This window comes from Pseudomonas entomophila (genome assembly GCF_023277925.1).
Lineage (GTDB): Bacteria > Pseudomonadota > Gammaproteobacteria > Pseudomonadales > Pseudomonadaceae > Aquipseudomonas > Aquipseudomonas entomophila_D.
On the sequence record NZ_CP063832.1, the window covers coordinates 652,026 to 678,581 of the forward strand.

26 protein-coding genes are annotated in these 26,556 nt (G+C 64.0%); 15 read left to right on the forward strand and 11 right to left on the reverse strand.

Features of this window, described 5'->3' with window-relative positions; genetic code table 11:
- Positions 1-76: 76 nt before the first annotated feature.
- On the reverse strand, positions 77-883 hold the full coding sequence (locus IM733_RS02905; protein WP_248919451.1) for a TatD family hydrolase: 807 nt from the start codon (positions 881-883) through the stop codon (positions 77-79).
- 158 nt (positions 884-1,041) lie between these two features.
- Between IM733_RS02905 and IM733_RS02910 the strand changes: the two genes are divergently transcribed.
- From IM733_RS02910 to greB, 4 genes are all read left to right on the forward strand, one after another.
- Entirely contained in the window at positions 1,042-2,448 is a 1,407-nt protein-coding gene (locus IM733_RS02910; protein ID WP_248919452.1) for a transglycosylase SLT domain-containing protein, read from the forward strand.
- Positions 2,449-2,559: 111 nt separating this feature from the next.
- Positions 2,560-2,994, forward strand: coding sequence for a DoxX family protein (locus IM733_RS02915; protein WP_248919453.1), 435 nt, complete (start codon positions 2,560-2,562; stop codon positions 2,992-2,994).
- Positions 2,995-3,216: 222 nt separating this feature from the next.
- Entirely contained in the window at positions 3,217-3,525 is a 309-nt protein-coding gene (locus IM733_RS02920; RefSeq protein ID WP_011533128.1) for a hypothetical protein, read from the forward strand.
- Between the two features lie 90 nt (positions 3,526-3,615).
- Positions 3,616-4,089, forward strand: coding sequence for a transcription elongation factor GreB (gene greB, locus IM733_RS02925; protein WP_248919454.1), 474 nt, complete (start codon positions 3,616-3,618; stop codon positions 4,087-4,089).
- Between the two features lie 118 nt (positions 4,090-4,207).
- On the opposite strand, the gene IM733_RS02930 is transcribed toward greB, so the two are convergent.
- Both IM733_RS02930 and IM733_RS02935 read right to left on the reverse strand, forming a co-directional pair.
- A complete protein-coding gene (locus tag IM733_RS02930) occupies positions 4,208-6,715 on the reverse strand; it encodes an ABC transporter permease (RefSeq protein WP_248919455.1) in 2,508 nt (835 codons plus the stop codon).
- Positions 6,715-7,398 carry an ABC transporter ATP-binding protein gene (locus IM733_RS02935; protein ID WP_248919456.1) on the reverse strand — a complete coding sequence of 228 codons (684 nt, stop codon included), beginning with the start codon at positions 7,396-7,398 and terminating at the stop codon, positions 6,715-6,717. The genes IM733_RS02930 and IM733_RS02935 overlap by 1 nt, the downstream gene beginning before the upstream one ends.
- A gap of 10 nt (positions 7,399-7,408) precedes the next feature.
- Between IM733_RS02935 and IM733_RS02940 the strand changes: the two genes are divergently transcribed.
- The 3 genes from IM733_RS02940 (at position 7,409) to IM733_RS02950 (ending at position 9,437) form a co-directional block, all read left to right on the forward strand.
- Positions 7,409-8,014: an arylesterase gene (locus IM733_RS02940; protein ID WP_248919457.1), complete on the forward strand. Its 606-nt coding sequence runs from the start codon at positions 7,409-7,411 to the stop codon at positions 8,012-8,014.
- A gap of 58 nt (positions 8,015-8,072) precedes the next feature.
- On the forward strand, positions 8,073-8,354 hold the full coding sequence (locus IM733_RS02945) for a hypothetical protein (protein WP_248919458.1): 282 nt from the start codon (positions 8,073-8,075) through the stop codon (positions 8,352-8,354).
- A gap of 105 nt (positions 8,355-8,459) precedes the next feature.
- Positions 8,460-9,437, forward strand: a complete 978-nt coding sequence (locus tag IM733_RS02950; RefSeq protein ID WP_248919459.1) for a L,D-transpeptidase family protein — start codon at positions 8,460-8,462, stop codon at positions 9,435-9,437.
- 130 nt (positions 9,438-9,567) lie between these two features.
- On the opposite strand, the gene oprI is transcribed toward IM733_RS02950, so the two are convergent.
- The gene (gene oprI / locus IM733_RS02955) at positions 9,568-9,819 is read right to left on the reverse strand and encodes an outer membrane lipoprotei OprI (RefSeq protein WP_003259780.1); all 252 of its coding nucleotides are present in this window, start codon (positions 9,817-9,819) and stop codon (positions 9,568-9,570) included.
- A 501-nt stretch (positions 9,820-10,320) separates the two neighbouring features.
- On the opposite strand from oprI, the gene IM733_RS02960 reads away from it, so the two are divergent.
- Positions 10,321-10,602 carry a GNAT family N-acetyltransferase gene (locus tag IM733_RS02960; protein ID WP_011533135.1) on the forward strand — a complete coding sequence of 94 codons (282 nt, stop codon included), beginning with the start codon at positions 10,321-10,323 and terminating at the stop codon, positions 10,600-10,602.
- A gap of 53 nt (positions 10,603-10,655) precedes the next feature.
- Here the strand turns inward: IM733_RS02960 and IM733_RS02965 are convergent, their stop codons facing one another.
- The gene (locus tag IM733_RS02965) at positions 10,656-11,732 is read right to left on the reverse strand and encodes a 3-deoxy-7-phosphoheptulonate synthase (protein ID WP_248919460.1); all 1,077 of its coding nucleotides are present in this window, start codon (positions 11,730-11,732) and stop codon (positions 10,656-10,658) included.
- A 158-nt stretch (positions 11,733-11,890) separates the two neighbouring features.
- The gene (locus IM733_RS02970; protein ID WP_248919461.1) at positions 11,891-12,325 is read right to left on the reverse strand and encodes a PilZ domain-containing protein; all 435 of its coding nucleotides are present in this window, start codon (positions 12,323-12,325) and stop codon (positions 11,891-11,893) included.
- Positions 12,326-12,446: 121 nt separating this feature from the next.
- Between IM733_RS02970 and IM733_RS02975 the strand changes: the two genes are divergently transcribed.
- From IM733_RS02975 to cysB, 3 genes are all read left to right on the forward strand, one after another.
- A complete protein-coding gene (locus tag IM733_RS02975) occupies positions 12,447-13,388 on the forward strand; it encodes a putative 2-dehydropantoate 2-reductase (protein ID WP_248919462.1) in 942 nt (313 codons plus the stop codon).
- Positions 13,389-13,492: 104 nt separating this feature from the next.
- Positions 13,493-13,990, forward strand: coding sequence for a universal stress protein (locus tag IM733_RS02980; protein WP_240064970.1), 498 nt, complete (start codon positions 13,493-13,495; stop codon positions 13,988-13,990).
- A 126-nt stretch (positions 13,991-14,116) separates the two neighbouring features.
- The gene (cysB, locus tag IM733_RS02985) at positions 14,117-15,091 is read left to right on the forward strand and encodes an HTH-type transcriptional regulator CysB (RefSeq protein WP_011533140.1); all 975 of its coding nucleotides are present in this window, start codon (positions 14,117-14,119) and stop codon (positions 15,089-15,091) included.
- Positions 15,092-15,207: 116 nt separating this feature from the next.
- Here the strand turns inward: cysB and IM733_RS02990 are convergent, their stop codons facing one another.
- From IM733_RS02990 to IM733_RS03010, 5 genes are all read right to left on the reverse strand, one after another.
- Complete coding sequence (locus IM733_RS02990; protein ID WP_248919463.1) at positions 15,208-15,942, reverse strand: phosphoadenylyl-sulfate reductase; 735 nt, start codon at positions 15,940-15,942, stop codon at positions 15,208-15,210.
- A gap of 118 nt (positions 15,943-16,060) precedes the next feature.
- Positions 16,061-17,404: an aminodeoxychorismate synthase component I gene (gene pabB, locus IM733_RS02995; RefSeq protein ID WP_248919464.1), complete on the reverse strand. Its 1,344-nt coding sequence runs from the start codon at positions 17,402-17,404 to the stop codon at positions 16,061-16,063.
- A 159-nt stretch (positions 17,405-17,563) separates the two neighbouring features.
- Positions 17,564-18,541: an alpha-L-glutamate ligase-like protein gene (locus IM733_RS03000; protein WP_248919465.1), complete on the reverse strand. Its 978-nt coding sequence runs from the start codon at positions 18,539-18,541 to the stop codon at positions 17,564-17,566.
- A complete protein-coding gene (locus IM733_RS03005; RefSeq protein WP_248919466.1) occupies positions 18,541-20,076 on the reverse strand; it encodes an inactive transglutaminase family protein in 1,536 nt (511 codons plus the stop codon). The genes IM733_RS03000 and IM733_RS03005 overlap by 1 nt, the downstream gene beginning before the upstream one ends.
- A gap of 5 nt (positions 20,077-20,081) precedes the next feature.
- Positions 20,082-20,618, reverse strand: a complete 537-nt coding sequence (locus IM733_RS03010; protein ID WP_011533145.1) for an ATP-dependent zinc protease family protein — start codon at positions 20,616-20,618, stop codon at positions 20,082-20,084.
- Between the two features lie 285 nt (positions 20,619-20,903).
- Between IM733_RS03010 and IM733_RS03015 the strand changes: the two genes are divergently transcribed.
- From IM733_RS03015 to acnD, 4 genes are all read left to right on the forward strand, one after another.
- On the forward strand, positions 20,904-21,620 hold the full coding sequence (locus IM733_RS03015; RefSeq protein WP_248919467.1) for a GntR family transcriptional regulator: 717 nt from the start codon (positions 20,904-20,906) through the stop codon (positions 21,618-21,620).
- Positions 21,617-22,507, forward strand: a complete 891-nt coding sequence (gene prpB, locus IM733_RS03020) for a methylisocitrate lyase (protein WP_248919468.1) — start codon at positions 21,617-21,619, stop codon at positions 22,505-22,507. The genes IM733_RS03015 and prpB overlap by 4 nt, the downstream gene beginning before the upstream one ends.
- A gap of 105 nt (positions 22,508-22,612) precedes the next feature.
- A complete protein-coding gene (prpC, locus tag IM733_RS03025; RefSeq protein ID WP_248919469.1) occupies positions 22,613-23,740 on the forward strand; it encodes a bifunctional 2-methylcitrate synthase/citrate synthase in 1,128 nt (375 codons plus the stop codon).
- A gap of 141 nt (positions 23,741-23,881) precedes the next feature.
- On the forward strand, positions 23,882-26,470 hold the full coding sequence (gene acnD / locus IM733_RS03030; protein ID WP_248919470.1) for a Fe/S-dependent 2-methylisocitrate dehydratase AcnD: 2,589 nt from the start codon (positions 23,882-23,884) through the stop codon (positions 26,468-26,470).
- The last annotated feature ends 86 nt before the right edge of the window (positions 26,471-26,556 follow it).

Consider the following 26,556-nt stretch of genomic DNA (forward strand, 5'->3'; position numbering starts at 1 on the left):
CTCTGAGTTGGCGGAAACATTATTGGCAAGGTGCCATCATTGTGCCCGCCAAGGCCAGAACCCTTCTTGATATGCGTCAAGAAACCTCAGGCAGACCAAAGAAGGTACGGGCGCAGGCGGTGGTGTGGGCCGCGGTGTGTTCGACCGTTTCACCGCGATGCAGCGCCACCTCGCGCAGCACTTCGGGCAGGAAGGCCGGTTCGTTGCGGCCGTTCTTCGGTTTCGGGCGCAGGCTGCGCGGCAGCAGGTAGGGCGCGTCGCTTTCCAGCATCAGGCGGCCAGCCGGGATGTTGCTCACCAGCGGATGCAGGTGCGTGCCGCGACGCTCATCGCAGATCCAGCCGGTGATGCCGATATGCAGATCCAGGTCGAGGTAGGCGAACAGCGCCTGGCGCTCGCCGGTGAAACAGTGCACCACGGCAGCGGGGAGTTGGTCGCGGTAGCCCTTGAGGATGGCCAGCAGGCGCTCGCTGGCGTCGCGCTCGTGGAGGAACACCGGCAGGCGCAATTCGACGGCCAGGGCAAGTTGCGCCTCCAGGGCCTTTTCCTGTTGGGGGCGAGGGGAGAAATCGCGGTTGAAGTCCAAGCCACATTCACCCACGGCCCTGGCCCGGGGTTGCGCGAGCAGGTCGCGCAGCCGTCGCTCGCTGTCGGCGTTCCAGTGGCTGGCGTCGTGGGGGTGTACGCCCGCGGTGCTGAACAGGCGTTGGCCGGCCTCATCCAGCTGCTGGCACAGTTCGAGTGCCGCATGGCTTACGTCAAGGCTGGTGCCAGTGAGGACCATTTGCGTCACGCCAGCCTGCACAGCGCGCTCGACGATTGCCGCCTGCTGGTCGTGAAAACTGCTGTTGGTCAGGTTGACGCCGATATCGATCAGTTGCATGTTGCTACCTTGAGCCGCGGGGCGGTCAGCATAGCAAAAACCGGGAAAACACAAAAAATCCCAGAACTTCAAACGTTTGCCGTGGTCTTTTGCGGTCATTTATCAAGGATCGATCACAGCACATGGTGCCCGCCAACCCCTCTCGGACCCTTTCTTCCATGCTGCGAACGTTGCTGATCACGTTACTGGTGTCTGGGGTGATCGTGGCTGGGCCTGCCCGTGCCGCCCAGCCAGGACCACAGCGGCATGTACCGGCCGGCCAGGCGCGCGACCTGGAGCAGGTGCGTTCGAGCAAGGTGCTGCGGGTGCTGGTCAACCAGAGCCGTAACAGCTCCGGTGAGGTCAAGGGCGAGCCGGTGGGCGTCGAATACTATCGGTTGAGGTCGCTTGAGCACGCCCTCAATGCCCGTGTTGCGGATGGGCAGGATATCCGCCTGAAGATCATTCCTCGGGCCAAGGAGCAACTGATTGGTGCCTTGCAGCGCGGCGAGGGGGATATGGCCGCGCCCGGTGAACTGCTCGACCCGACCCAGGTGCTGGGCGTCGAAGCCAGTGCACCGGTGGTGGACCAGGTGCCCTTGCTGCTGGTCGGGCGCAAGGGTGACCGTAGCTACAGCCATGTCGAGCAGTTGTCCGGGCGCACCATCGCCTTGACCAGCGCCAGCGCCGCGGGTGCGGCGATCCAGGTCATCAACCAGCAGTTGCAATTGCGCAAGCGTGCACCGATCAAGGTGGAGTGGGTCGACCCGACCCTGGCGGTGGAGGATGTGCTGGAGATGGTCCAGGCCGGCATCTACCCGCTGACCGTGGTCGAGCGGCCGATCGCCCAGCGCTGGGCGCGGGTGATGCCGCGCCTGCGCCTGGACGGCAAGGTGGTGCTGGCGCAACCTGGGGCGATGCGCTGGTACGTGCGGCGCGACGCCCCTCAGTTGAAGGCCGCGATCGATCGCTTCCTGGCCAGCTACCGGGCACCGGAAAACCAGGATGCCGCGTTCGAGCGTATCTACCGGCGCCAGTACCGGGTGCACAACCCGCTGGCCAGCAAGGACCGCCAGCGCTTGGCGTCGTTGCGTGCGGTGTTGCAGAAACATGGCGGCGACCTGCAGATCGACTGGCTCAACCTGGCGGCCCTGGCCTACAAGGAGTCGACCCTGGACCCCTCGGCAAGGGGCATGGGCGGTGCCCATGGGCTGATGCAGATCACCCCGTCGGCGGCCAAGCGTGTCGGGGTTGGCAACACCGCCACGGTCGACGGCAATGTCCAGGCCAGTGCCCGCTACCTGGCCATGATCCGCCGGCGCTTCTTCGCCAGCCCCCAGCTCAACGAGCGTGAGCGCATGGCGTTCGTCCTGGCGGCCTACAATCTCGGCCCGGAGCGGGTCCAGGCCATGCGCGCCGAGGCGCGGCGGCGCGGCCTCAATGGCAATCAGTGGTTCTTCCAGACCGAGCGTGTCGCGATGGAGCAGGTCGGCATGGGGCCGGTGAACTTCGTCAACAGCGTGAACAAGTACTTCCTGGCGTTCAATCGTGAACGTGCGTCGCTCGAGCGGGTGGCGAAGCGCTAATAAATCTAATTAGTAGATATTAAAGGCGCATTTTTTGCGATTTTATTATCTGCTTTTATGATTAAGATGGCGCTCATTCCACACACACCTGCTCACTCAAGGAAGCAAGAAATGAACAACGCCCTCAAAGCCCTGTTTGCCACCCGCGCCGGTTTCGGCCTGAGCGTCGTGCGTATCCTGGTCGGTGTCATCTTCATGGCGCACGGCGCCCAGAAACTGTTCGGCCTGTTCGGTGGCTACGGGCTGGAAGGCACCGGCCAGTGGATGGAGAGCATCGGCCTGGCGCCAGGCTATTTCATGGCCCTGCTGTCTGGCAGCGCCGAGTTCTTCGGCGGCCTGGCCCTGGTGGTCGGCCTGCTGGCCCGCCCGGCGGCGCTGGCCCTGACCGTGACCCTGGTCGTGGCGATCTTCTCGGTGCATATCAATAACGGCCTGTTCATGTCCAACAACGGTTATGAGTTCGCCCTGGCCTTGATGGCCGGTACCGTGGCGGTGCTGATCGAGGGCGCCGGCCGACTGTCACTGGACCGACTGATCGCTCGCTGAGTAATCTGGAAAGCGCGCGGGGCTTGAAGGCCCCGCGCGTTTTTCATTTCCAGCTTGTAACTTGAAGCATCAGCCTCTAGCATACGGACTGCGCCGATTTAAACAGCTACTTGCGGGGCGCGGGAGAAGCCCTGGTGGGTCATCCGAAATACCGCTAAAGCGCTGGTTCGGTGACGCCTCCCACCGCTGCCCAGCGGGTTCAGCGAGGCGGAGAGAGACTCCATGAGTTGCCCACGTACCAGTGTCTGTTTGACCCCCCTGGCCAAGAATCAGGCCTCCCGCACCCCGCGCATCCTGCTCGGCGGCCAGCATCAACCCACGCTTTTGCGCAATCTCGACGGCTTTTCCCGACGCAAGGGCCAGGCCTGTGCCTTCCTCATTCAGTTTTCCGATACCTGTGATCAGCTCGATCAGTACGGTAACGACCGCTTCGACCTGGCCGTGATCCCGGCCCCAGCAGCCGAGGATGCCGCCGAAGTCATCGGCCAACTGACCCGCATCGCTCGCCAAGGCCTGATCACACGCCCTTGAACGGCATGTCGCCGCCGCGCGTTTTTCGCTAAGCTCGGTCACTCGGTGGGCGCCCTGGCGCCTGCCGCGGATGCACTGAGGAGACAGTCGTTGAGCACCAACATCATCACGACGGAAGGTCATGAGGCCCTGAAGAAGGAGCTCGACCATCTGTGGCGGGTCTATCGCCCGGAAATCACCCAGAAGGTGACCTGGGCGGCATCGCTTGGCGATCGCAGCGAGAACGCCGACTACCAGTACAACAAGAAGTTGTTGCGTGAGATCGACCGCCGCGTGCGCTACCTGCGCAAGCGCCTGGAGGACGTCAAGGTCGTCGCCTATTCGCCGCAGCAGGAAGGCAAGGTGTTCTTCGGCGCGTGGGTCGAGATCGAGAACGACGACGGCGAGCAGCTGAAGTTTCGTATCGTCGGTTATGACGAGATCCATGGGCGCAACGATTACATCTCCATCGATTCGCCCATGGCTCGTGCCCTGCTCAAGAAAGAGGAGGGCGACGAGGTAGTGGTGCATACGCCAACGGGTGAGGCTACCTGGTATGTCAACACCATCAGTTACAACCCGTAGGGTTCTTGGCTATTGTCCTGCCATGATCCCTGTAGGAGCGGCTTCAGCCGCGATCACCCGCTAGGCGGGTGCCAGACAACGCGATGCCCGCATCGCGGCTGAAGCCGCTCCTACGGTCTCAGCTTTCTCGCAAGACCGCCAACGGGCTGGCATTGAGTGCCCGGCGCGTACCGATGACGCCGGCACCACCCACCAGTATCGCGCCTGACAAAGGCAGCAGCAGTAACCACGGATGCGGCGCCCAGTGCAGGTCGAAGGCGTAGCGATACAGTGCCCACGTGATCAGTTCACAGCCCAGTGCGGCCAGCAATCCGCTGGCCGCCCCGAGCAGGCCGAACTCGATGCGCCGCGCCTTGACCAGCAGCGGCCGCGCGGCCCCCAGCGCACGCAGCAGCGCACCCTGGCGGATACGCTCGTCCAGCGTCGCCTGCAGCCCGGCGAACAGCACCGCCAACCCTGCCGCCAGCACGAACAACAGCACATACTCCACCGCCAGGGTGACTTGGGCGAGGATGCTGCGCAGTTGAGCGAGCAGGGCGTCGACCTGGAGGATGGTCACCGCCGGGAAGGCCCGTGACAGGGCCACCACCTCCTGGTCATGCCCCGGCGCCAGGTAGAAGCTGGTCAGGTAGGTGGTGGGTAGCCCCTGCAGGGTGCCGGGCTGGAAGATCATGTAGAAGTTTGGCTGGAAGCTGTCCCAGTGCACCGTGCGCAGGCTGCTGACCCGTGCCTGGCGCTGCAGGCCACCGATGTCGAAGGTAAGCAGGTCGCCCAGTTGCAGCTTGAGGCTCTGGGCCAGCTCCGCCTCCACGGAGACGCCGGGCACCTGGTCGCCGGAAGGTGCCTGTTGCCACCAGGTGCCGGCGCTCAGGGCATTGCCCTGTGGCAGATCGGCGGCCCAGGTGAGGCTAAGGTCGCGCTGGATGGCGCGTTCGCCGGTGGACTCCTTGCTCACCAACTGGCGGACCGGTTGATCGTTGATGTGCGTGAGGCGCCCGGGGATCACCGGGTACAGCGGCGCGGAGGTGGCGTTGATCTGCGCGAGGCGTTCGGCAAAAGGCTGGCGGTCGTCGGCGAGGATGTTCAGGGCGAAATGGTTGGGGGCGTCCTTGGGCAGTTGTGCCTGCCAGGTGTCGAGCAGCTCCGCGCGCAGCAGGGCCACCAGCCCCATGGCTAGCAGGATCAGGCCGAAGGCCAGGGTTTGACCCGCGGCGGCCAGCGGGTGGCGCAGCAGTTGCCCCAGTCCCAGGCGCCAGGGGAGTGGCGCGCCGGCCAGCAAGCGACGCAGGCTGCGCAGCCCGAGCAGTAGCAGGCCGCCGAGCAGCAGGGCGGCGATCAATCCCCCCCCTAGCAAGGCGAAGGTGAGCAGCAAGTCCAGGCTCAGGCGCCACATGATCAGGCCCAGGGCGAACAGGGCAGCGCCATACACCAGCCAACTGCTCGGTGGTATCGGCAGCAGGTCACGGCGCAGTACCCGCAATGGCGGCACGCGGCCCAGAGCTGCCAGGGGGGGAAGGGCGAAACCGGCCAGGGCCACCAGGCCGGTGCCGATCCCGGCCAGCGCTGGCGCAAGGCCGCCGGGGGGCACCTGGCTGGGCAGCAAGCCGGCGAGCAGGTGGAACAACCCCAACTGCGCCAGCCAGCCGAGCAGAGCGCCGGCGAGCGCCGCGACCACGCCAAGCATGGCCAGTTGCAGGCAATAAAGGCCCAATGCCTGGTACCGGGACAACCCAAGACAACGCAACAAGGCGCTGGCATCCAGGCGCCGGGCGGCATAGCGCGAGGCCGACAGGGCCACGGCGACGCCGGCCAGCAGCACAGCCACCAGGCTAGCCATGTTCAGGTAGCGTTCGGCCTTGCCCAGGGCACCGCCGATCTGTCGGTTGCCATCACGGGTATCGAGCAAGCGCTGGCTGGCCGTCAGGCTGTTTTCGGTAGTCTGGCGATAGCGTGCCAGGGGCTCGGCATCGCCTCGCCAGAGGTCACGGTAACTGACTCGGCTGCCCGGCTGGATGACCCCGGTGGCGTCGAGGTCGACGATGTTCATCAGTACCCGTGGGGTGAGGCTGTAGAAGTTGTTGGCGCGGTCCGGCTCGTAGGTGAGCACGCGGCTCATGCGCAGGGTCGTCATGCCCACGTCGATGCTGTCGCCAATTGCCAGGCCAAGGGCCGCCAGCAGACGTGGCTCGACCCAGGCCTCACCCGGCGCCGGCCCGCCACCGACTATCTCCTGCGCATAGGGTTCCGGTGCGCTGCGCAGCTGACCACGCAGTGGATAGGCGGGATCGGCGGCCTTGATGCTCGACAGCTGGATGCCGCTGTCGCCGCCAACCACGCTGGTGAACTCCACCACCCGCGCGTGGCTCAGGCCCAGTGCGGCACCGCTGGCAATCTGTTGCTCGGTGGGCGGGGCGCTACCCTGCAATACAAGGTCGGCACCGAGGAACTCGCTGGCACGCAGTTGCATGGCGCCATTGAGCCGCGCGCCGAAGTAGCCGATGGCAGTGCTGGCGGCCACTGCCACGAGCAAGGCGAAGAACAGTACCCGCACTTCACTGGCGCGGGCGTCGCGCAGCAGTTGACGCAGGGCCAGGGCGCACAGGCGCGGGAAGGGCAGTCGGGTCATCATGGCTCCAGGGGGGGCACCAGGCGCCCGGCATCCAGGCGGATCCGGCGGCGGCAACGTGTGGCCAGGCGCTCGTCGTGAGTAACCAGCACCAGCGTGGTGCCCTGCTCCTGGTTCAGTTCGAACAGCAGGTCGCTGATGCGCTCGCCGGTGTGGCTGTCGAGGTTGCCGGTGGGCTCGTCGGCGAACAGTACTGCCGGTTGCGCAGCGAAGGCACGGGCGATCGCCACCCGTTGCTGCTCGCCGCCGGAGAGCTGGCGTGGTGTGTGGCTCAGGCGCTTGCCCAGGCCGACCCGTTCGAGCAGGCTGCGGGCGTGTTCGCGGGCGTCACGACGGCCGTCCAGCTCCAGCGGCAGCATGACGTTCTCCAGGGCATTGAGGCTGTCGAGCAACTGGAACGACTGGAACACGAAGCCGACATGCTCGGCGCGCACCCGGGCGCGCTGGTCCTCGTCCAGTGGCCCAAGGTCGTGGCCGGCCAGCACGACCTTGCCAGCGCTGGGGCGGTCGAGGCCGGCGAGCAGGCCGAGCAGCGTCGACTTGCCCGAACCGGACGCGCCGACGATGGCCAGGCTGTCGCCCTGGGCGAGGTCGAGGGAGAGGGCGTGGAGGATGATCAGGTCGCCTTCCGCGCTGGGGACCACTTTGCTAAGGTTCTGCGCAACGAGAATGCTGGGGCCCATGGAGAATCCAATGCGTATGTGGTGGTTGAGTGCCGGGCTTGCCCTGTGTTGCCTGGCCCAGGGCGCGGTGGCCGGAACCGTACTGGTCGTCGGCGATAGTATCAGCGCCGGTTTTGGCCTGGATACCCGCGAGGGGTGGGTAGAGCTGTTGCAGCAGCGCCTGAAGGAGGAGGGTTTCGACGACCAGGTGGTCAATGCCTCGATCAGTGGCGACACCAGCGCGGGAGGTCGGGCGCGGCTGCCGGCGTTGCTTGTAGCGCACAAGCCGGACCTGGTGGTGCTGGAATTGGGGGGCAACGATGGTCTGCGAGGGCTATCGCCACAGCAATTGCAACAAAATCTTGCCCAGATGATCGACCGTGCCCGCCAGGCCGGAGCCCGGGTGGTGCTGTTGGGCATGCGCCTGCCACCTAACTATGGCGTGCGCTACACCACGGCTTTCGCCCAGGTCTATGAACAGTTGGCCAGCGACAAGAAGGTGCCGTTGGTACCGTTTTTCCTTGAGGGTGTGGGCGGGGTGCCGGCGATGATGCAGGCCGATGGTATCCACCCCGCGCCGGTCGCCCAGCCGCGCTTGCTGGAAAATGCCTGGCTGACGATAAAACCCTTGCTGTGACGCTTTAATCGGGGGCCGCTTTCGGATAATGTTGCGCCCCCCGTTTCGAGTGCCCCCGATGCCGCGCCCCGCCTGGTCCCTGTACGCTTATCAACTGATCGAGCCCGACGAGCAGTTGGATCTGTTCGCCTGCCAGGAAGTGCGCATCCACCTGGCGGCCCGCCAGCTCGAGCTGGGTGTCCCGGTCGACCGCACCCTGTGCGGTGGTCTGCTGCCGGCGCAGCCACGCTGGTCCGGTGTGGAGCGCTCGATCTACCGCGACGAACGCCTGTGCCTGCTGTGCAAGGCGATCCTCGATGCCCAGCGGCGCGGCATGCGCCCGGTGTGGCCGGAACTCTGAGCGCCTTTCATCATCTGAAACGCTTGCAGGGCGCGTGCGCCTCCCGCTTGTTTCCGCGCGGGTGTACAATCGATCTCTTGACTGAACTTTCGAAGGATTTACCGGATGTTGCCGCGCTTTCCCGCCGTCACCCGTAGCCTCTCGCTTGCCGCCTTGCTGGCAGCAGGCCCCGCTGTTGCGCTGGAGCTGCCGTTGCCACCTCCCGGTGAGGACGTCGTCGGCCAGGTCCAGACCATCAAGGCCAAGTACGAAGACACCTTCGCCGATATCGGCACCGCCAACGACCTGGGCTACCTCGAGATGATCGCCGCCAACCCGGGTGTCGACCCATGGTTGCCGGGCGCCGGCACCGAGATCGTCCTGCCCACCCGCTACGTCCTGCCACCTGGGCCACGCGAAGGCGTCGTCATCAACCTCGCCGAGTACCGCCTGTACTACTACCCGAAAGGGCAGAACGTGGTGTACACCTTCCCCCTGGGTATTGGCCGTGAAGGTTGGGGCTCTCCGATCGCCAACACGAAGATCACCGCCAAGACCCCGAACCCGACCTGGACGCCGCCAGCGTCGATCCGTGCCGAGCATGCCGCCGATGGCGATATCTTGCCGGCGGTCGTGCCGGCAGGCCCCGACAATCCGCTGGGCCCGTTCAAGTTCACCCTGGGCGTGCCGGGCTACCTGATCCACGGTTCGAACAAGAAGTTCGGCATTGGCATGCGCACCAGCCATGGCTGCTTCCGCATGCTCAACAACAATGTGGTTGAACTGTCGAAGATGGTGCCGGTGGGCACGCCGGTACGAATCATCAACGAGCCCTACAAGTTCGGTATCAGCGGCGGCAAGGTCTACCTCGAGGCGCATACACCGTTGGACGACCATGGCAACCCGTCGGTGGTCGACAAGCACACCGCCGTCATCAACGCCTTGCTCAAGCGGGAAGACCTGGCCAACAACTTGCGCATGAACTGGGACATGGTGCGTGACGTGGTTGCTGCTGAAGATGGCATGCCCGTTGAAATCGCCGTGCCGGTCGGTGCCGCTGCCGGTGCTCCGATCGTGTCGAGCATTCCGCCCGAACTGCAGTAAGCCATTGCGTACTACTCACGAGGGCCTGCCTTAGTGCAGGCCCTTTTTTGTTTGTGCGGTCTGGCGTTCTTCGGGCAATAAAAAAGCCGACCCACAAGTGGGTCGGCTCCATAACAATCCGTGAGGATTATTACTTGCGGCTGGCTTTGTCCAGCATGCGCAGAGCGCGCTCGTTGGCTTCGTCAGCGGTCTGCTGAGCCTTCTGAGCAGCTGCCAGAGCGTCATCAGCTTTGCGGTAGGCTTCGTCTGCACGAGCCTGGGCGCGAGCTGCTGCGTCTTCGGTAGCAGTCAGGCGAGCTTCGGTTTCTTTGGATACGCTGCTGCAACCGGTAGCCAGAACTGCGGCCAGAGCCAGAGCAGAGAATTTCAGAACGTTGTTCATCGTGTTCCCCTTCAAGGACTTTCTATTAAATAGCCATCTCTCGGAAAAGAGAAACTGGCCGGCGTACATAGTACCCATTACTTGTAGTAAGTAAACTGACTGAGCGCAAGAACTGCAAAAAAAATGTCGGGATGGGGGGCGCGACGGGGTTTGTGAGCAAAGTGTGAAAATCTTGCACGGCGTTCGCAAGCGATTGTAGTACAGGAACTTTTTTGTTGAACTAATGGTGACTTTAACTGTCGGTTGGCGTCTTAGCCCTAGAACATCCGGTTGCTGTTGTCTGGCCAGGGCATGGGCGGGGGAGGTTGCTGTCAGCATTTTCATACGTGATGGCTTGAGCAATCTTGTAGGCGCCGCCTACTATTTGAGGGTGCCATGCGCGGCAGAACGACCCATGTCGCCCCGCTGTCCAACGGCCAACAGGTGGCGTAGAGGTTCCTCCGCCGGATAATCCCCATCGGTAAGGTAAGGGTCTGCCGACAAGACCTGCGAGGAGTAGAGATGAGCGAGACGCTGACCATCCACCATGACCAGGCGGGTCATCAGTTCGAGACCACCGTGGACGGTCACCGGGCCTACCTGACGTATATGGACCTGGGCAAGCAGACGCTGGATATCTATCGCACATTCGTGCCCAATGCCTTGCGTGGCCGTGGGATCGCTGCCGCGCTGACCGAAGAGGCCTTGGCCTACGCCGAACAGATGGGCTACACGGTGATCCCCTCCTGCTCCTACGTCGAGCGCTACATGGAGCGCCAGCAGCGCCACTCAAGCAAGGTCTGAGCACCCCACACACGAAAACGCCGGGCATTGCCCGGCGTTTTCGTGTGTGGCGGTCAGCCGCGCTGACGCTTGGGGAGGATATCCTTGAGCTTGGCGTGCATGCTGCGCAAGGCTTTCTCGGTGGCCGCCCAGTCGATGCAGGCGTCCGTCACCGACACGCCGTATTGCAGTTCGTCGAGGTTCTTCGGAATGGCCTGGCAGCCCCAGTTCAGGTGGCTCTCGACCATCAGACCGATGATCGACTGGTTGCCTTCGAGGATCTGGTTGGCGACGTTCTCCATCACCAGTGGCTGCAGTGCCGGATCCTTGTTGGAGTTGGCGTGGCTGCAGTCGACCATGATGTTGGCCTTGATCTTGGCTTTGGCCAGGTCCTGTTCGCACAGGGCGACGCTGACCGAATCGTAGTTGGGCTTGCCGTTGCCACCGCGCAGCACCACGTGGCCGTAGGCGTTGCCTTTGGTCGTGACGATCGATACACCGCCTTCCTGGTTGATACCGAGGAAGCGATGCGGCTTGGAGACCGATTGCAGGGCGTTGATCGCCACGGTCAGGCCACCGTCGGTACCGTTCTTGAAGCCGACTGCCGAAGACAGGCCCGAAGCCATTTCGCGGTGGGTCTGCGATTCGGTGGTGCGCGCGCCGATGGCCGACCAGCTGATCAGGTCCTGGAGATACTGCGGGGAGATCGGGTCGAGCGCTTCGGTGGCGGTGGGCAGGCCCTTTTCCGCGAGATCCAGCAATAACTGGCGACCGATGTGCAGGCCGTCCTGGATCTTGAACGAGTCATCCAGGTACGGGTCGTTGATCAGGCCTTTCCAGCCCACGGTGGTGCGCGGCTTCTCGAAGTAGACGCGCATCACCAGGTAGAGGGTGTCGGAGACTTCTTCGGCCAGCACCTTGAGGCGCTCGGCATACTCGTGGGCGGCCTTGATGTCGTGGATGGAGCAGGGGCCGACCACGACGAACAGGCGATGGTCCTTGCCGTCGAGGATATTGCGCACCACTTCGCGGCCGGCAGTCACGGTCTGCAGGGCCTTGGTGCTGAGGGGGATTTCCTTCTTGAGCTGATCAGGGGTGATCAAGGTCTCGTTGGAGGCAACGTTCAAGTCATCGATCGGTAAATCAGCCATCGTGTTACTCGTCAGGTCACGGGTGCCGGCCGCCAGCAATCCCCGTGCGGCCCAGCAGCAGTTTGTTCGCAGCGGGGAGCCCCGAACCATAACGCGTTAGCGGGGGCGCGACAATGGCCTGGGCCCGTAATCACGGGGTTTTTGCAGGTGGGGCGGGCTCAGGTGGGCGAGGAAGTGTGCAGGCTGGCCTCGGAGAAGGCGTCAGCGTGCTGGTCGACCCATTGCGCGGCCAGGCGTTGGGTGGTGTCGCTGTCCAGCTCGCCGGGTACCTGCTGTTGGCAATAATGATGGATCTGGCATACCTGTTCGCTCATGCGCGCGGCGAACAGCGCCTGGCTGTCGGTGAAGGCCACGCCCACCCGATAGCCTGCGTCGAGCTTCTGGCACCAGGCGACATAACCGGGGTAACGCGCTTCCAACCCCAGCGAGGGCATCAACACCTCCACCGCAATGCCGCGTCGGTATGCACGTGGCTGGTTGCAGGCGATACCGCCCAGGCCCAGGGTGTGGAGGTGACGACGAAAGAGGCTGGACGACGGGCGCAGGGCCAGTTCGACTGGAATATCATCAGGATGTGGCAGGTATACGCACATGCTCGACTCCGTGTCGATTATTTGACCATCATTGCCCCAGTATAGTGAGGGATCGAAAAACGGCGGGTTTGCGTGTAGAAAAACTGGACAAACAACAACGACACTCGAACAGGAGTGCAGCATGGTTCCTCGCAATATCCATATCGGCATCATCGGCAGTGGCGCTATCGGCGGCTTCTATGGGCTGATGCTTGCCCGTGCCGGGTTCGATGTGCATTTTCTTCTGCGCAGCGAGTATGACCTGGTGCGTACCGAGGGCCTGAGGCTCGACAGTGCCGTGCATGGCCAGGTGCGGCACGAGAAGGTGCAGGCCTATGCCTCGGTCGGCGCCATGCCGCCGTGCGACTGGTTATTGGTGGGGGCGAAAGCCACCAGTAATGCTGAGCTGGCGCCGTTGATCGTCCAGGCGGCGGCACCGGGTGCAAAAGTGCTGCTGCTGCAGAACGGTCTGGGGGTGGAGGATCAGTTGCGGCCTGCGCTGCGCCCGGACATGCATCTTCTTGGGGGGCTTTGCTTTATCTGTGTAAACCGCGAGCGCCCCGGTGAAATCCGCCATCAGGCGTTGGGCGCTGTCAACCTGGGTTATCACAGCGGGCCGGGTGGCCTGGAGGTGGTGGAAGAGGGGGCTGCGCTGTTCCGTGCCGCAGGTATCGACTCCCAGGCCATGACCGACCTCAACCAGGCGCGCTGGCAGAAGCTGGTGTGGAACGTGCCCTACAACGGTCTTTCGGTATTACTGAAGGCCAGCACCACGCCGTTGATGAATGACCCCGACAGCCGAGCGCTGATCCAGGCGTTGATGGCCGAAGTGGTCGAGGGGGCCAAAGCGTGTGGGCATGAGTTGCCGGCGGGGTATGCCGCTCACCTGTTCCGCGTCACTGAACAGATGCCGGACTACTGGCCGAGCATGTACCACGATCATGTAAAACAGCGGCCGCTGGAGCTGCAGGCGATCTACGCCGAGCCCCTGGCTCGCGCTCGAGCGGCTGGATGCAACCTGCCGCGCATGGAGGCGCTGTACCAGGCGCTGGCGTTCGTCGACCGGCACAATCGCATGCCTTGACCCTCCCGCAGCCCGCGCCGGCAGCGCGCTGGACGGCAAGGCACCCGTCCATGGCGCTGCTAAGCTGAACCTTGCTCTGCCGCAGCGGCAGTCGAGGAGGTCGAATGATCCGTTCCATGTTGTACGCCACTGACCTCGGTGTGTACGCGCCTTTTGTCATGCAGCACGCGCTGGCGCTGGCACGGACCTTCAACGCAGAGCTGTATGTCATCCACGCGGTCGAACCGATGGGCCAGTTCGCCGAATCCCTCCTGCAGAGCTACCTCGATGAGCAGACCCTCGACGCCTTGCACAGCGAGGGGGTCAACACGGTAATGGCCAATATCGAGCAGCGGGTGCTGGACAACTTTCGTGAAGAGTTGGGCGAGGCGGCCGATCTTGCGCTGATTCGCGCGGTACGGGTGCGTCAAGGCGACCCGGCACAGGTGATCCTCGAACAGGCGCAGCGCCTTTCGGTCGACTTGCTGATTTTCGGCAGCCACAGCGCGGGTGCCGGGGTGGATGTACCCATCGGTCGCACGGCGGTGCGGCTGTTGCAGCTGTCCCCGGTGCCGGTTTACATGGTGCCCCTCGCCCAGCATCTTGGGCGTAGGAAAGGGTGAAGTTAGTGGTAGGTGTTTTCCGGCGATCGTAACAAAATAGTTCTAGATTTATTTCTCAAGCCACTAATATAGTTATAACTCGTCGCTGCCGGCGCGCCGGTGACCTACCGCCTTTGAGGGATATCTATGAAGCTTCAGCAACTGCGCTACATCTGGGAAGTGGCGCACCATGACCTCAACGTTTCCGCGACGGCGCAGAGCCTGTACACCTCCCAGCCCGGTATCAGCAAACAGATCCGCCTGCTTGAGGATGAGCTGGGCGTCGAGGTCTTCGCCCGCAGCGGTAAGCACCTGACCCGCGTCACCCCGGCTGGCGAGCGCATCATCAATACCGCTGGCGAGATCCTGCGCAAGGTCGAGAGCATCAAGCAGATCGCCCAGGAATTTTCCAACGAGAAGAAGGGCACGCTGTCCATCGCCACTACTCACACGCAAGCGCGCTACGCCTTGCCGCCGGTGATCAGCAACTTCATCAAGCAATATCCGGAAGTGGCCCTGCACATGCACCAGGGCTCGCCCATGCAGATCGCCGAAATGGCGGCCGATGGCACCGTCGATTTCGCCATCGCCACCGAGGCGCTGGAGCTGTTCGGTGACCTGATCATGATGCCTTGCTACAAGTGGAACCGCTGCGTGGTGGTGCCGCAGGGGCACCCGCTGACCAAGCTGCCGAAGCTGACGCTCGAGGCGGTGGCCGAGTACCCGATCGTCACCTACGTGTTCGGTTTCACTGGCCGTTCCAAGCTGGACGAGGCCTTCAACCACCGCGGCCTGACCCCGAAGGTGGTGTTCACCGCCGCCGATGCCGACGTGATCAAGACTTATGTACGTTTGGGGCTGGGTGTGGGCATCGTGGCCAAGATGGCGGTCGATCCCAAGCTCGACAGCGACCTGGTGTGCCTGGATGCCAGCGAGCTGTTCGAGGCCAGCATCACCAAGATCGGTTTCCGCCGCGGTACGTTCCTGCGCGGCTTCATGTGCGACTTCATCGAGAAGTTCGCGCCGCACCTGACCCGTGAGGTGATGGCCAAGGCGATCCAGTGCCATAACAAGCAGGAGCTCGAAGAGCTGTTCGAGGGCGTCGAGCTGCCGGTGCACTGATTCGACATCGTACGGGGCCGCTTGGTGGCCCTTTCGCCGGCAAGCCGGCTCCTACATTGACCTTCGTAGGCGCTGGCTAGCTGGTGAAAGGGGCGCCAAGCGGCCCCTTTGCATTTTCAAGACTTGGTAATCAGGTTGCCGGCATGCAGCCCGCATTCCTTCTGCGTCGACTCTTCCCACCACCAGCGCCCCTCGCGCTCATGCTGGTTCGGCAGCACCGGCCGAGTGCATGGCTCGCACCCGATGCTGATGAAGCCACGTTCATGCAGGCTGTTGTACGGCAGCTCGAGCATGCGGATGTAGCCCCAGACTTCCTCGCTGGTCATCTGCGCCAGCGGGTTGAATTTGTACAGAGGGCGCTCGGGGGTGGAGAAGGCGCTGTCGACCTCCAGTGCCGCGACCTGGCTGCGGGTGCCGGGGCTCTGGTCGCGACGCTGGCCGGTGGCCCAGGCGCTCACGGTGGCCAGCTTGCGGCGCAGCGGCTCGATCTTGCGGATGCCGCAGCATTCGCCGTGACCGTCCTTGTAGAAGCTGAACAACCCCTTCTCCTTGACGAAAGGATCGAGCTTGTCGCGGTCAGGGCTGAGGATCTCGATGGGCAGGTTGTACTGCTCGCGCACCTGGTCGATGAAACGATAGGTTTCCGGGTGCAGGCGCCCGGTGTCGAGGCTGAACACCTTGACTTGCTTGTTCAAGCGCCAGGCCATGTCCACCAGTACCACATCCTCGGCGCCGCTGAAGGAGATCCACAGGTCGTCGCCGAAGTGTTCGAAGGCGAGCTTGAGGATCTCCTGCGGGGACTTGCTGGCGTAGGTCGCGGCCAGGGCGGCGACGTCGAAGGGTTGGCTCATCAGGCGGTTTCCATCAGGTGAGTGGCGCTGTGCGCTCGTAGTGTCCAGATGGTAACAAAAAATGGCAGGCCAGACTGCGGCGGCCGATTCGCTGGCAATCCGGCTTGCCGGCGATGCTTCAGAGGCTTTGCAGTGTTTCCATCAGTACCCGCACCTTGGCGATCGACTCTTCGTATTCGGCCTGCCAGTGTGAGTCGGCCACCACCGCGCCACCGCCCCAGCAACTGACCTGGCCATCCTTGACCAGCAGGCTGCGAATGGCGATGGAGCTGTCCATCTCGCCACGCACATCGATATACAGTAGCGAGCCGCAGTACAGCGCTCGGCGGGTGGGCTCCAGCTCGTCGATGATCTGCATGGCGCGGATCTTCGGCGCGCCGGTGATCGAGCCGCCCGGGAAGCTGCCGCCGATCAGGTCCAGTGCATCGCGGCCAGCGGCCAGGCGTCCGGTGACGCTGCTGACCAGGTGGTGAACGTTGGGGTAGCTTTCCAGGCTGAACAGCTCCGGCACCTTCACCGAGCCGATCTCGCAGGTGCGCCCGATGTCGTTGCGCAGCAGGTCGACGATCATCAGGTTTTCCGAGCGGTCCTTCGCGCTGTTCAGCAGCTCGTCAGCGTTGCGCGCATCCTCGATGGGGTTGCTCGCGCGTGGCCGGGTGCCCTTGATCGGGCGAGTTTCGACCTCGCCTTGGCTGACGCGGATGAAACGCTCGGGAGAAAAGCTGAGCAGGGCCGTACCGGCATCCAGCTGCTGGTACCCGGAAAACGGCGTCGGGCACGCAGCGCGCAGGGCCTGGTAGGCGTGCCACGGATCGCCCTGGCAGGGGGCACGGAAGCGCTGGGTCAGGTTGATCTGATAGCAGTCGCCGGCCTGGATGTACTGCTGGACCTTGTCGAACGCGCAGCGGTACTGCTCGGGGGCCAGGTCGCCCTTCATGGGGGCGAGCAGGCGGAAGTTGCCGGGCTCGGTATGGGGCAGTGTCGTGAACAGCCGGACCAGACGGTGCCGCTCGGTCGTCTCGAGGCTCGGGTGGAACACCAGCTGGCTGCGCTGCAAATGATGGTCGGTCACCAGTGCCCAGGCATAGAGGCCCAGGTCGGCGTCGGGCAGTGCGAGGTCGTCCAGGGCCGCGGCCGGCAGATGCTCCAGGCGGCGTCCGAAGTCGTAGCTCAGGTACCCGATCAGCCCGCCGGCGAATGGCAGCTCCACGCCTTGCGGCAGTTGTGCCGTGCCCAGGTCGGCCAGGGCCTGGCGCAGGCGTTGCAGGTAACCCTGGCCGGTTTCGCCAGGCTGCGCCTGCAGCTGTTGCCGTGGCCAGGCGCTGAGCAGGTCGAAGCGGCCGCGCTCGGCGCTGGGGCGGGCGCTGTCGAGCAGGATCGCGCCTAGCGCTGTGCGCAGGCGTGCGAAATAGAACGCGGGGTCGGGCTGGTAGGGCAGGGGGTGGAGCGTACAGGTCGGCATCAGAATGGACGGCGATGAAAAAAGCGAGGGGGCGATTGTAGACCTGTGTAGGAAATGCGCCTAGCGTTGAGGGCGACATTCACATGCTGTACTCAGTCATGGAGGGGTTCGCCGGCAAGCCGGCTCCTACCGTAGGAGCCGGCTTGCCGGCGAACAGGGTCACTGCTGAACGTGCCCGAACAGCCCTTGCGATACGCGGACACGCTGCGCGGCGTCCTCGGTCCGGCCTTCCTTGGCCAGCATTTCCAGGTGCGCCTCGATGGCGTGGGTACGTTGCGTGAGCCCGCAGTCGTTGGCGATCTGGATGTTCAGGCCGGGGCGGGCGTTGAGCTCGAGGATCAGCGGCCCTTTATCCTGGTCCAGCACCATGTCCACGCCGATGTAGCCCAGGCCGCACAGTTCGTAGCAGCTGGCGGCGAGCTTCATGAAGCCGTCCCAGTTGGGGAGTTGCACGCCGTCCACCGCGTTGGTGGTGTCCGGGTGTTTGCTGATGATCTTGTTCAGCCAGGTGCCGCGCAGCGTCAGGCCCGTGGCCAGGTCCACGCCCACGCCGATGGCGCCTTGGTGCAGGTTGGCCTTGCCGCCGGACTGGCGGGTGGGCAGGCGCAGCATGGCCATCACCGGGTAGCCCATCAGCACGATGATGCGGATGTCCGGCACGCCTTCGTAGCTGATGCTCTTGAAGATCTGGTCCGGGGTGACCCGGTACTCGATCAACGCGCGGTCGCGGTGCCCGCCCAACGAGTAGAGGCCGGTAAGGATGCTGGAGATCTGGTGCTCGATCTCTTCGTGGCTGATGATCTTGCCCGACACCGTGCGGTAGCGGTCCTCGAAGCGGTCGGCGATTACCAGGATGCCGTCACCGCCCGCACCTTGCGCGGGCTTGATGACGAAGTCGTTGCGCTCGCCGATGATCTCGTCGAGCTTTTCGATCTGCTTCTCGGTCTCGATGATGCCGTACATCTCTGGCACATGGATGCCGGCCGCCAGTGCGCGCTCCTTGGTGATGATCTTGTCGTCGACGATCGGGTACAGGTGGCGCTTGTTGTACTTCAACACGTAGTCCGCGTTGCGCCGGTTGATACCCATGATGCCCCGGGCCTCCAGGGCTTTCCATGTCTTGAGCAGGCCGAACATCAGGCGTCAGCCTTCTTCAGGAAGGCCTTGAAGCGCACGAGCTCGGTCAGGCGGTAGCCGCGGTAGCGACCCATCGCCAGCATGAAGCCCACCAGGATCAGCAGCACTGCCGGGAAGGTGAAGACGAAGTAGGTCAGTTCCGGCACGGTCATCAGCAGGTGCGCGACGGACGCGGCGAACAGGGTGCCGATGGCCACTTTCATGGCGTGGCCGCCACCGCGCTCTTCCCAGGTGATCGACAGGCGTTCGATGGTCATGGTCAGGATCACCATCGGGAACAGCGCCACCGACAGGCCGCGTTCAAGGCCCAGCTTGTGGCTGAACAGGCTGATGGCGGCGATCAGCACCACGACGAAGGTCAGCACCACCGACAGGCGCGGCAGCATCTGCAGCTTCAGGTGCTCGAGATACGAGCGCAGCGACAGGCCCAGGGCGGTGATCACCGTGAACAGCACGATACCAAAGCCCAGTTGCGTCTCGCGGAAGGCCAGGGCGATCAGCACCGGGGTGAACGTGCCGAGGGTCTGGATGCCGATCAGGTTGCGCAGCACCAGGATCACCAGCACGCCGATCGGGATCATCACCATGATCATGAAGGTTTGCTGGGTCTGCAGTGGCAGGCCGTACAGCGAGTACTCGAGGAAGTCAGCGTCGGTATTTTCGTCGGTCAGCTTGGCCAGGCGAATGGCGTTCATCTCGCTGTTGTTCATGCTGAAGGTGACGTTGGCCTTCTTGCCGCCATCGACGGTGATCAGGTTTTCGTCGCCGGTCCACCACAGCAGGCGATCGGCGGGCAGGCCTTGTTCGCCGGTGTCCGGGTTGAAGTACAACCAGTCGTTGCCGTTGAAGCTGCGCAGCCACAGTTCAGGGGTTTGCGGGGTGTCGGCAATCAGGCGGATGGTGTGGACTTTCTCGAGTGGCACGTGGGCGATGGATAGCAGCAGATCGATGATCTGGGCCTTTTTCATCGACGAGGTGTCGCCAGCCAGCAGCAGTTTGACGTTGTCGTCGTTGAGATTGTTGACACGCTTGATTGTTTCGCTGACGAAGGTCTCGACGTCGGCCGAGTGCTGGCGGATCGGTGCCATCAGCGCTTCGGCGGCGATCTTCTCCGGGCCCTCGAGCGCCAGGCTGTCGCGGAACGTCGGGCCCTTGATCTTGGCCTTCTCGTTGCTGTAGCGCTTGGTTAGCACCAGGCGGTAGTAGAGGGTCTGGTTGCCACTGGCGCGGCGCGCCGACCAGGTGACCTTGCGGTTGCCGTCGACGCGGTTGACGCTCACCCCATAGTTGTTGGAGATGAAGCTCTCGTTGAGGCTGACGTAGTCGCGGTTCAGCGGTGGCACGAACATCTGCACCTTGACCGGGTCCTTGGCGCTGGCGACGAACTCGACCTTGGCGTCGATGTTCCACAGGTCGTCGGTTTCATCCTCGGTCACCGGGATGCCAAGGGCGAAGATCTGGTAGGCCGTGATCGCCACGCCCAGCAACACCAGGACGGTGATCAAGACTTTCAGGTGGAGGGTAAGAGAGCGCATCGGAATTACTCTGCTTTGGGAGCTTCGGTGGCACAGGCAGGTTTGCCGGCCGCGTATTTAAGACTTGGGTCGACCAGCGCGCCAAAGTGCTTGAGAGCCTCGGAGCCGATCAGCAGCGGGAACTGGAAGGCGCTGCGGTCGGTGAGGTTGACCTCGATGGTGCGGCGTGTCTGGCCCATGCAGATATCGAGCTCGATAACCGGGCGGGCGGTGTAGGCCTTGCCGGATTCGGCATCATAGTCCCCAGCGCGGCGCTTGATCTTGCTGACTCGGGCCAGGGGGCGTTCGATGGGGTGTTTGTGGGCGGCGTCGATGGCCAGGTAGAAACGTACCCAGCTCTCGCCATCGCGCTTGAAACGCTTGATGTCGCGGGCACTGAGCGAGGCGGTCTTGGCGCCGGTGTCGAGCTTGGCCGCCACTTCCAGGTCGAGATCGCCCAGGCGGGCATATTCGTTCAGACCGTACACGGTCTTTTCCGCCGCGGGCGCAAGGGCCGGCAGCAGGGTCAGGCAGAGCAGCAGTGAAGCGGGTGTGAGTCTCATAATCCTGGCGCGGTGCTGTGCGGGGTTCAGGGCAAGGCGACTGGCCAAGCGTCCTCAAGAGTGTGTCGGTAGCATGAAAAGATGACAGGTACATGCTCCATGCTCCGAAAGGAGCGCGGCATTCTATCACGCCGATGTCTTGACGCCAGCGCGCCCGCGATCAGACCGCGCAGAGGCGGGGTAAGTTCGTTATTAGACGATTGTCGACAATATTCTTTTTGTCTTTGACTACAAGCCGTGGTTTAGCTAGTTTTGCCGTCATTGATTTTGAAGGTGTCGACAATCATGCTGGACACAGCCCAGGCCACGACGATCACCCAGGACGAAACCGAGACCCTGTCGGAGAACGTCTTCCGGCGCATCCAGGCGGCCATCGTCAAGGGCGAGATCGCCCCCGGCAGCAAGATCTCCGAGCCGGAGCTGGCGCGCACCTACGGCATCAGCCGCGGCCCGTTGCGCGAGGCGATCCACCGCCTCGAGGGCCAGCGCTTGCTGGTGCGTGTACCCCATGTCGGCGCGCGGGTGGTGTCGCTGAGCCACGCCGAACTGATCGAGCTGTACGAGATTCGTGAATCGCTGGAAGGCATGGCATGCCGCCTGGCCGCCGAGCGCATGAGCCAGGCCGCCATCGATGAGCTGCGCCATGTGCTCGACACCCACGAGCGCGACGCCGCGTTCCAGGCCGGGCAGGGCTACTACCAGCAGGAAGGCGACTACGACTTCCACTACCGGATCATCCAGGGCAGCGGCAACCAAACCCTCTACAAGATGCTCTGCGGCGAGCTCTACCAGCTGGTGCGCATGTACCGCATCCAGTTCTCCACCACGCCCAACCGGCCACGCCAGGCCTTCGCCGAGCACCACCGCATCCTCGACGCCATCGAAGCCCGCGACGGCGAACTCGCAGAACTCCTGATGCGCCGCCACATCGGCGCGTCCAAACGCAATATCGAGCGCCACTACCAGGGCGCCGACAACAATAGCCCACGAGGTGAGTCATGACAGTGAAGAGCACCCCCGGCCAGCGTTTCCGTGACGCGGTTGCCGCCGAACATCCGCTGCAGGTGGTCGGGACCATCAACGCCAACCACGCCCTGCTGGCCAAGCGCGCCGGCTTCAAGGCCATCTACCTGTCCGGCGGCGGTGTCGCCGCCGGCTCCCTGGGGCTGCCGGACCTGGGCATCAGCGGGCTGGACGACGTGCTCACCGACGTGCGTCGCATCACCGACGTATGCGACCTGCCACTGCTGGTGGATGTCGACACCGGCTTTGGTGCTTCGGCCTTCAACGTCGCCCGCACCGTCAAGTCGATGAGCAAGTTCGGCGCCGCGGCGATCCATATCGAGGACCAGGTCGGCGCCAAGCGCTGCGGCCACCGCCCGAACAAGGAGATCGTCAGCCAGCAGGAAATGGTCGACCGTATCAAGGCCGCGGTGGATGCCCGCAGCGATGACAGCTTCGTGATCATGGCGCGCACCGACGCGTTGGCGGTGGAGGGCTTGAACGCCGCGCTGGACCGCGCCGCGGCCTGCGTCGAGGCGGGTGCCGACATGATTTTCCCGGAAGCGATCACCGAACTTTCGATGTACAAGACCTTCGCCGACCGGGTGCAAGCGCCGATCCTGGCCAACATCACCGAGTTCGGCGCCACGCCGCTGTACACCACCGAAGAGCTCGCCTCGGTCGATGTGTCGCTGGTGCTCTACCCGCTGTCGGCGTTCCGCGCCATGAACAAGGCCGCCGAGAATGTCTACACCGCGCTGCGCCGCGATGGCACGCAGAAGAACGTGATCGACACCATGCAGACCCGCATGGAGCTCTACGATGCCATCGGCTACCACGCCTTCGAGCAGAGCCTCGATGCGCTGTTCGCGCAGAAGAAGGGATGAGTCAAGCGCACACCGCCCTGTAGGAGCCGGCTTGCCGGCGAACAGGCCAGACACCCGATTAGCCAGAAAAGACTTCGATAACAAATTCAAGAAAGGAGAAACACCATGGCCGAAGCAAAAGTACTCAGTGGCGCAGGCCTGCGCGGCCAGGTGGCCGGGCAGACCGCGCTGTCCACCGTCGGTCAGGCCGGTGCCGGCCTGACCTATCGCGGCTATGACGTGCGCGACCTGGCCGCCGGCGCCGAGTTCGAGGAAGTCGCCTACCTGCTGCTCTACGGCGAGCTGCCAAGCAAGGCCGAGCTTGCCGACTACAAACGCAAGCTCAAGGGCTTGCGTGACCTGCCGCAAGTGCTGAAAGAAGTCCTCGAGCGCATCCCGCGCGACGCCCACCCGATGGACGTGATGCGCACCGGCTGCTCGGTACTCGGCACCCTGGAGCCGGAGCTGACCTTCGACGCCCAGCGCGACAAGACCGACCGCCTGCTGGCGCTGTTCCCGGCGGTGATGTGCTACTGGTACCGCTTCACTCACCACGGTGTACGTATCGATTGCACCAGCGATGAAGAGACGATTGGCGGCCACTTCCTGCACCTGCTGCATGGCAAGAAACCGAGCGAGCTGCACGTCAAGGTGATGAATGTCTCGCTGATCCTCTACGCCGAGCACGAGTTCAACGCCTCGACTTTCACCGCCCGGGTCTGTGCCTCGACCCTGTCCGACCTGTACTCCTGCGTGACCGCCGCCATCGGTTCGCTACGCGGCCCGCTGCACGGCGGTGCAAACGAGGCGGCGATGGAACTGATCGAGCGCTTCCAGACCCCGCAGGAAGCCACCGCCGAGCTGCTGCGCATGCTCGAGCGCAAAGACAAGATCATGGGCTTTGGCCATGCGATCTATAAAGAGTCCGATCCGCGCAACGAGGTGATCAAGGGCTGGGCGAAGCAGTTGGCCGACGAGGTGGGCGACAAGGTCCTGTACCCGGTATCCGAAGCCATCGACAAGACCATGTGGGAGCAGAAGCGCCTGTTCCCCAACGCTGACTTCTACCATGCCTCGGCGTATCACTTCATGGGCATCCCGACCAAGCTGTTCACCCCGATCTTCGTCTGCTCGCGCCTGACCGGCTGGGCCGCGCACGTGTTCGAGCAGCGCGCCAACAACCGCATCATCCGCCCGAGCGCCGAGTATGTCGGCGTCGAGCAGCGCCAGTTCGTGCCGATCGAGCAACGCTGAGTCAGCCCGCGCTCCCTGTAGGAGCCAGCCTTGCTGGCGAACCCCGGCGACGCCGGGGCCCCTTTCGCCGGCAAGCCGGCTCCTGCAGAAAGCAGGGCGGCCGCAACAGCACCGACCTTACCGTGATTGAGTCCCTGTGCCATGAATACTGAATTCCGCAAGCCCCTGCCAGGCACCACCCTGGACTATTTCGACGCCCGCGCCGCGGTCGAGGCGATCAAGCCCGGCGCTTATGACGGCCTGCCGTACACCTCCCGCGTGCTGGCCGAAAACCTGGTGCGTCGCTGCGCCCCGGCCACCCTCAACGCCTCGCTCGAACAACTGATCGAACGCAAGCGCGACCTCGACTTCCCCTGGTTCCCGGCCCGTGTGGTCTGCCACGACATCCTCGGCCAGACCGCGCTGGTGGACCTGGCCGGCCTGCGCGACGCCATTGCCGACAAGGGCGGTGACCCGGCCCAGGTCAACCCGGTGGTGCCGGTGCAACTGATCGTCGACCACTCGCTGGCCGTGGAGTGCGGCGGCTTCGATCCGCAGGCGTTCGAGAAGAACCGTGCCATCGAGGATCGCCGCAACGAGGACCGTTTCCACTTCATCAACTGGACCAAGCAGGCGTTCAAGAATGTCGACGTGATCCAGCCGGGCAACGGCATCATGCATCAGATCAACCTGGAGAAGATGTCGCCGGTGATCCACAACGACCACGGCGTCGCCTACCCGGACACCTGCGTCGGCACCGATAGCCACACCCCGCACGTCGATGCCCTGGGCGTGATCGCCATCGGCGTCGGTGGCCTGGAGGCCGAGAACGTGATGCTGGGGCGCGCCTCGTGGATGCGCCTGCCGGAGATCATCGGCGTCGAGCTGACCGGCCGTCTGGCGCCGAGCATTACCGCGACCGACCTGGTGCTGGCGCTCACCGAGTTCCTGCGCCAACAGAAGGTAGTCGGCGCCTATCTCGAGTTCCACGGTGCCGGCGCCAGCGCACTGACCCTGGGCGACCGCGCCACCATCTCCAACATGGCCCCGGAATACGGCGCCACCGCGGCGATGTTCGCCATCGACCAGCAGACCATCGATTACCTCAAGCTCACCGGCCGCGACGAGCAGCAGGTGCAGTTGGTGGAAACCTACGCCAAGGTTGCAGGCCTGTGGGCCGACAGCCTGGCCAAGGCCGAGTACGAACGCACCTTGAGCTTCGACCTGTCGAGCGTGGTGCGCAACATGGCCGGCCCGTCGAACCCGCACGCCCGGGTGTCCACCCGCGACCTGGCGGCCAAGGGCATTGCCGGCCAGTGGCAAGAAGTGCCGGGGCAGATGCCGGATGGCGCGGTGATCATCGCCGCCATCACCAGTTGCACCAACACCAGCAACCCGCGCAACGTGATCGCCGCGGGCCTGCTGGCGCGCAATGCCAACAAGCTCGGGCTTGCCCGTAAACCCTGGGTGAAGTCGTCGCTGGCGCCCGGCTCCAAGACCGTGCAGTTGTACCTCAAGGAAGCGGGGCTGGAGCAGGAGCTGGAGCAGTTGGGCTTTGGCATCGTCGCCTTCGCCTGTACCACTTGCAACGGCATGTCCGGCGCGCTGGACCCAGTGATCCAGCAGGAGATCATCGACCGCGACCTGTACGCCACCGCCGTGTTGTCGGGTAACCGCAACTTCGATGGGCGCATCCACCCTTACGCCAAGCAGGCCTTCCTTGCCTCGCCGCCGCTGGTGGTGGCCTACGCGATCGCGGGCACCATCCGTTTCGACATCGAGAAGGATGTGCTGGGCGTGGTCGATGGTAAGGAGATCCGCTTGAAGGATATCTGGCCGAGCGATGAAGAAATCGACGCCGTGGTGCGTGCGTCGGTGAAGCCGGAGCAATTCCGCCAGGTGTACATCCCGATGTTCGCCATCGAAGAGGACAGGGGGCCGAAGGTCGCGCCGCTGTATGAATGGCGTCCGATGAGCACTTACATCCGCCGCCCGCCGTATTGGGAAGGCGCCCTGGCCGGTGAGCGCACCTTGCGCGGCATGCGCCCGCTGGCAGTGCTGCCGGACAACATCACCACCGACCACCTGTCGCCGTCCAACGCCATCATGCTCGACAGCGCCGCCGGCGAGTACCTGGCGAAGATGGGCCTGCCGGAGGAGGACTTCAACTCCTACGCCACCCACCGCGGCGACCACCTGACCGCGCAGCGTGCCACCTTTGCCAACCCCAAGCTGTTCAACGAGATGGTGCGCAAGGACGACGGCAGCGTGAAGCAGGGTTCGCTGGCGCGCATCGAGCCGGAAGGCAAGGTGACGCGCATGTGGGAGGCGATCGAAACCTACATGCAGCGCAAGCAGCCGCTGATCATCGTCGCCGGTGCCGACTACGGCCAGGGCTCGTCCCGCGACTGGGCGGCCAAGGGCGTGCGCCTGGCGGGGGTCGAGGCGATCGTCGCCGAAGGTTTCGAGCGCATCCACCGCACCAACCTGGTGGGCATGGGCGTGCTGCCGCTGGAGTTCAAGCCGGGCACCGACCGCAACACGCTGGGGCTGGACGGTAGCGAGACCTACGACGTGCTCGGTGAGCGCACGCCGCGCGCGACGCTGACCCTGGTGGTCACGCGGCGCACTGGCGAGCGTGTCGAGGTGCCGGTGACCTGCCGGCTGGATACCGCCGAAGAGGTGTCGATCTACGAAGCGGGCGGGGTATTGCAGCGCTTTGCCCAGGATTTCCTGGAAGGCGCAGCCTGAGCCGTGTTCGCCGGCAAGCTGGCTCTGCAGGGGGCATGATCTTCTGTAGGAGCCGGCTTGCCGGCGAAAGGGCCCTAGGGTTTTCT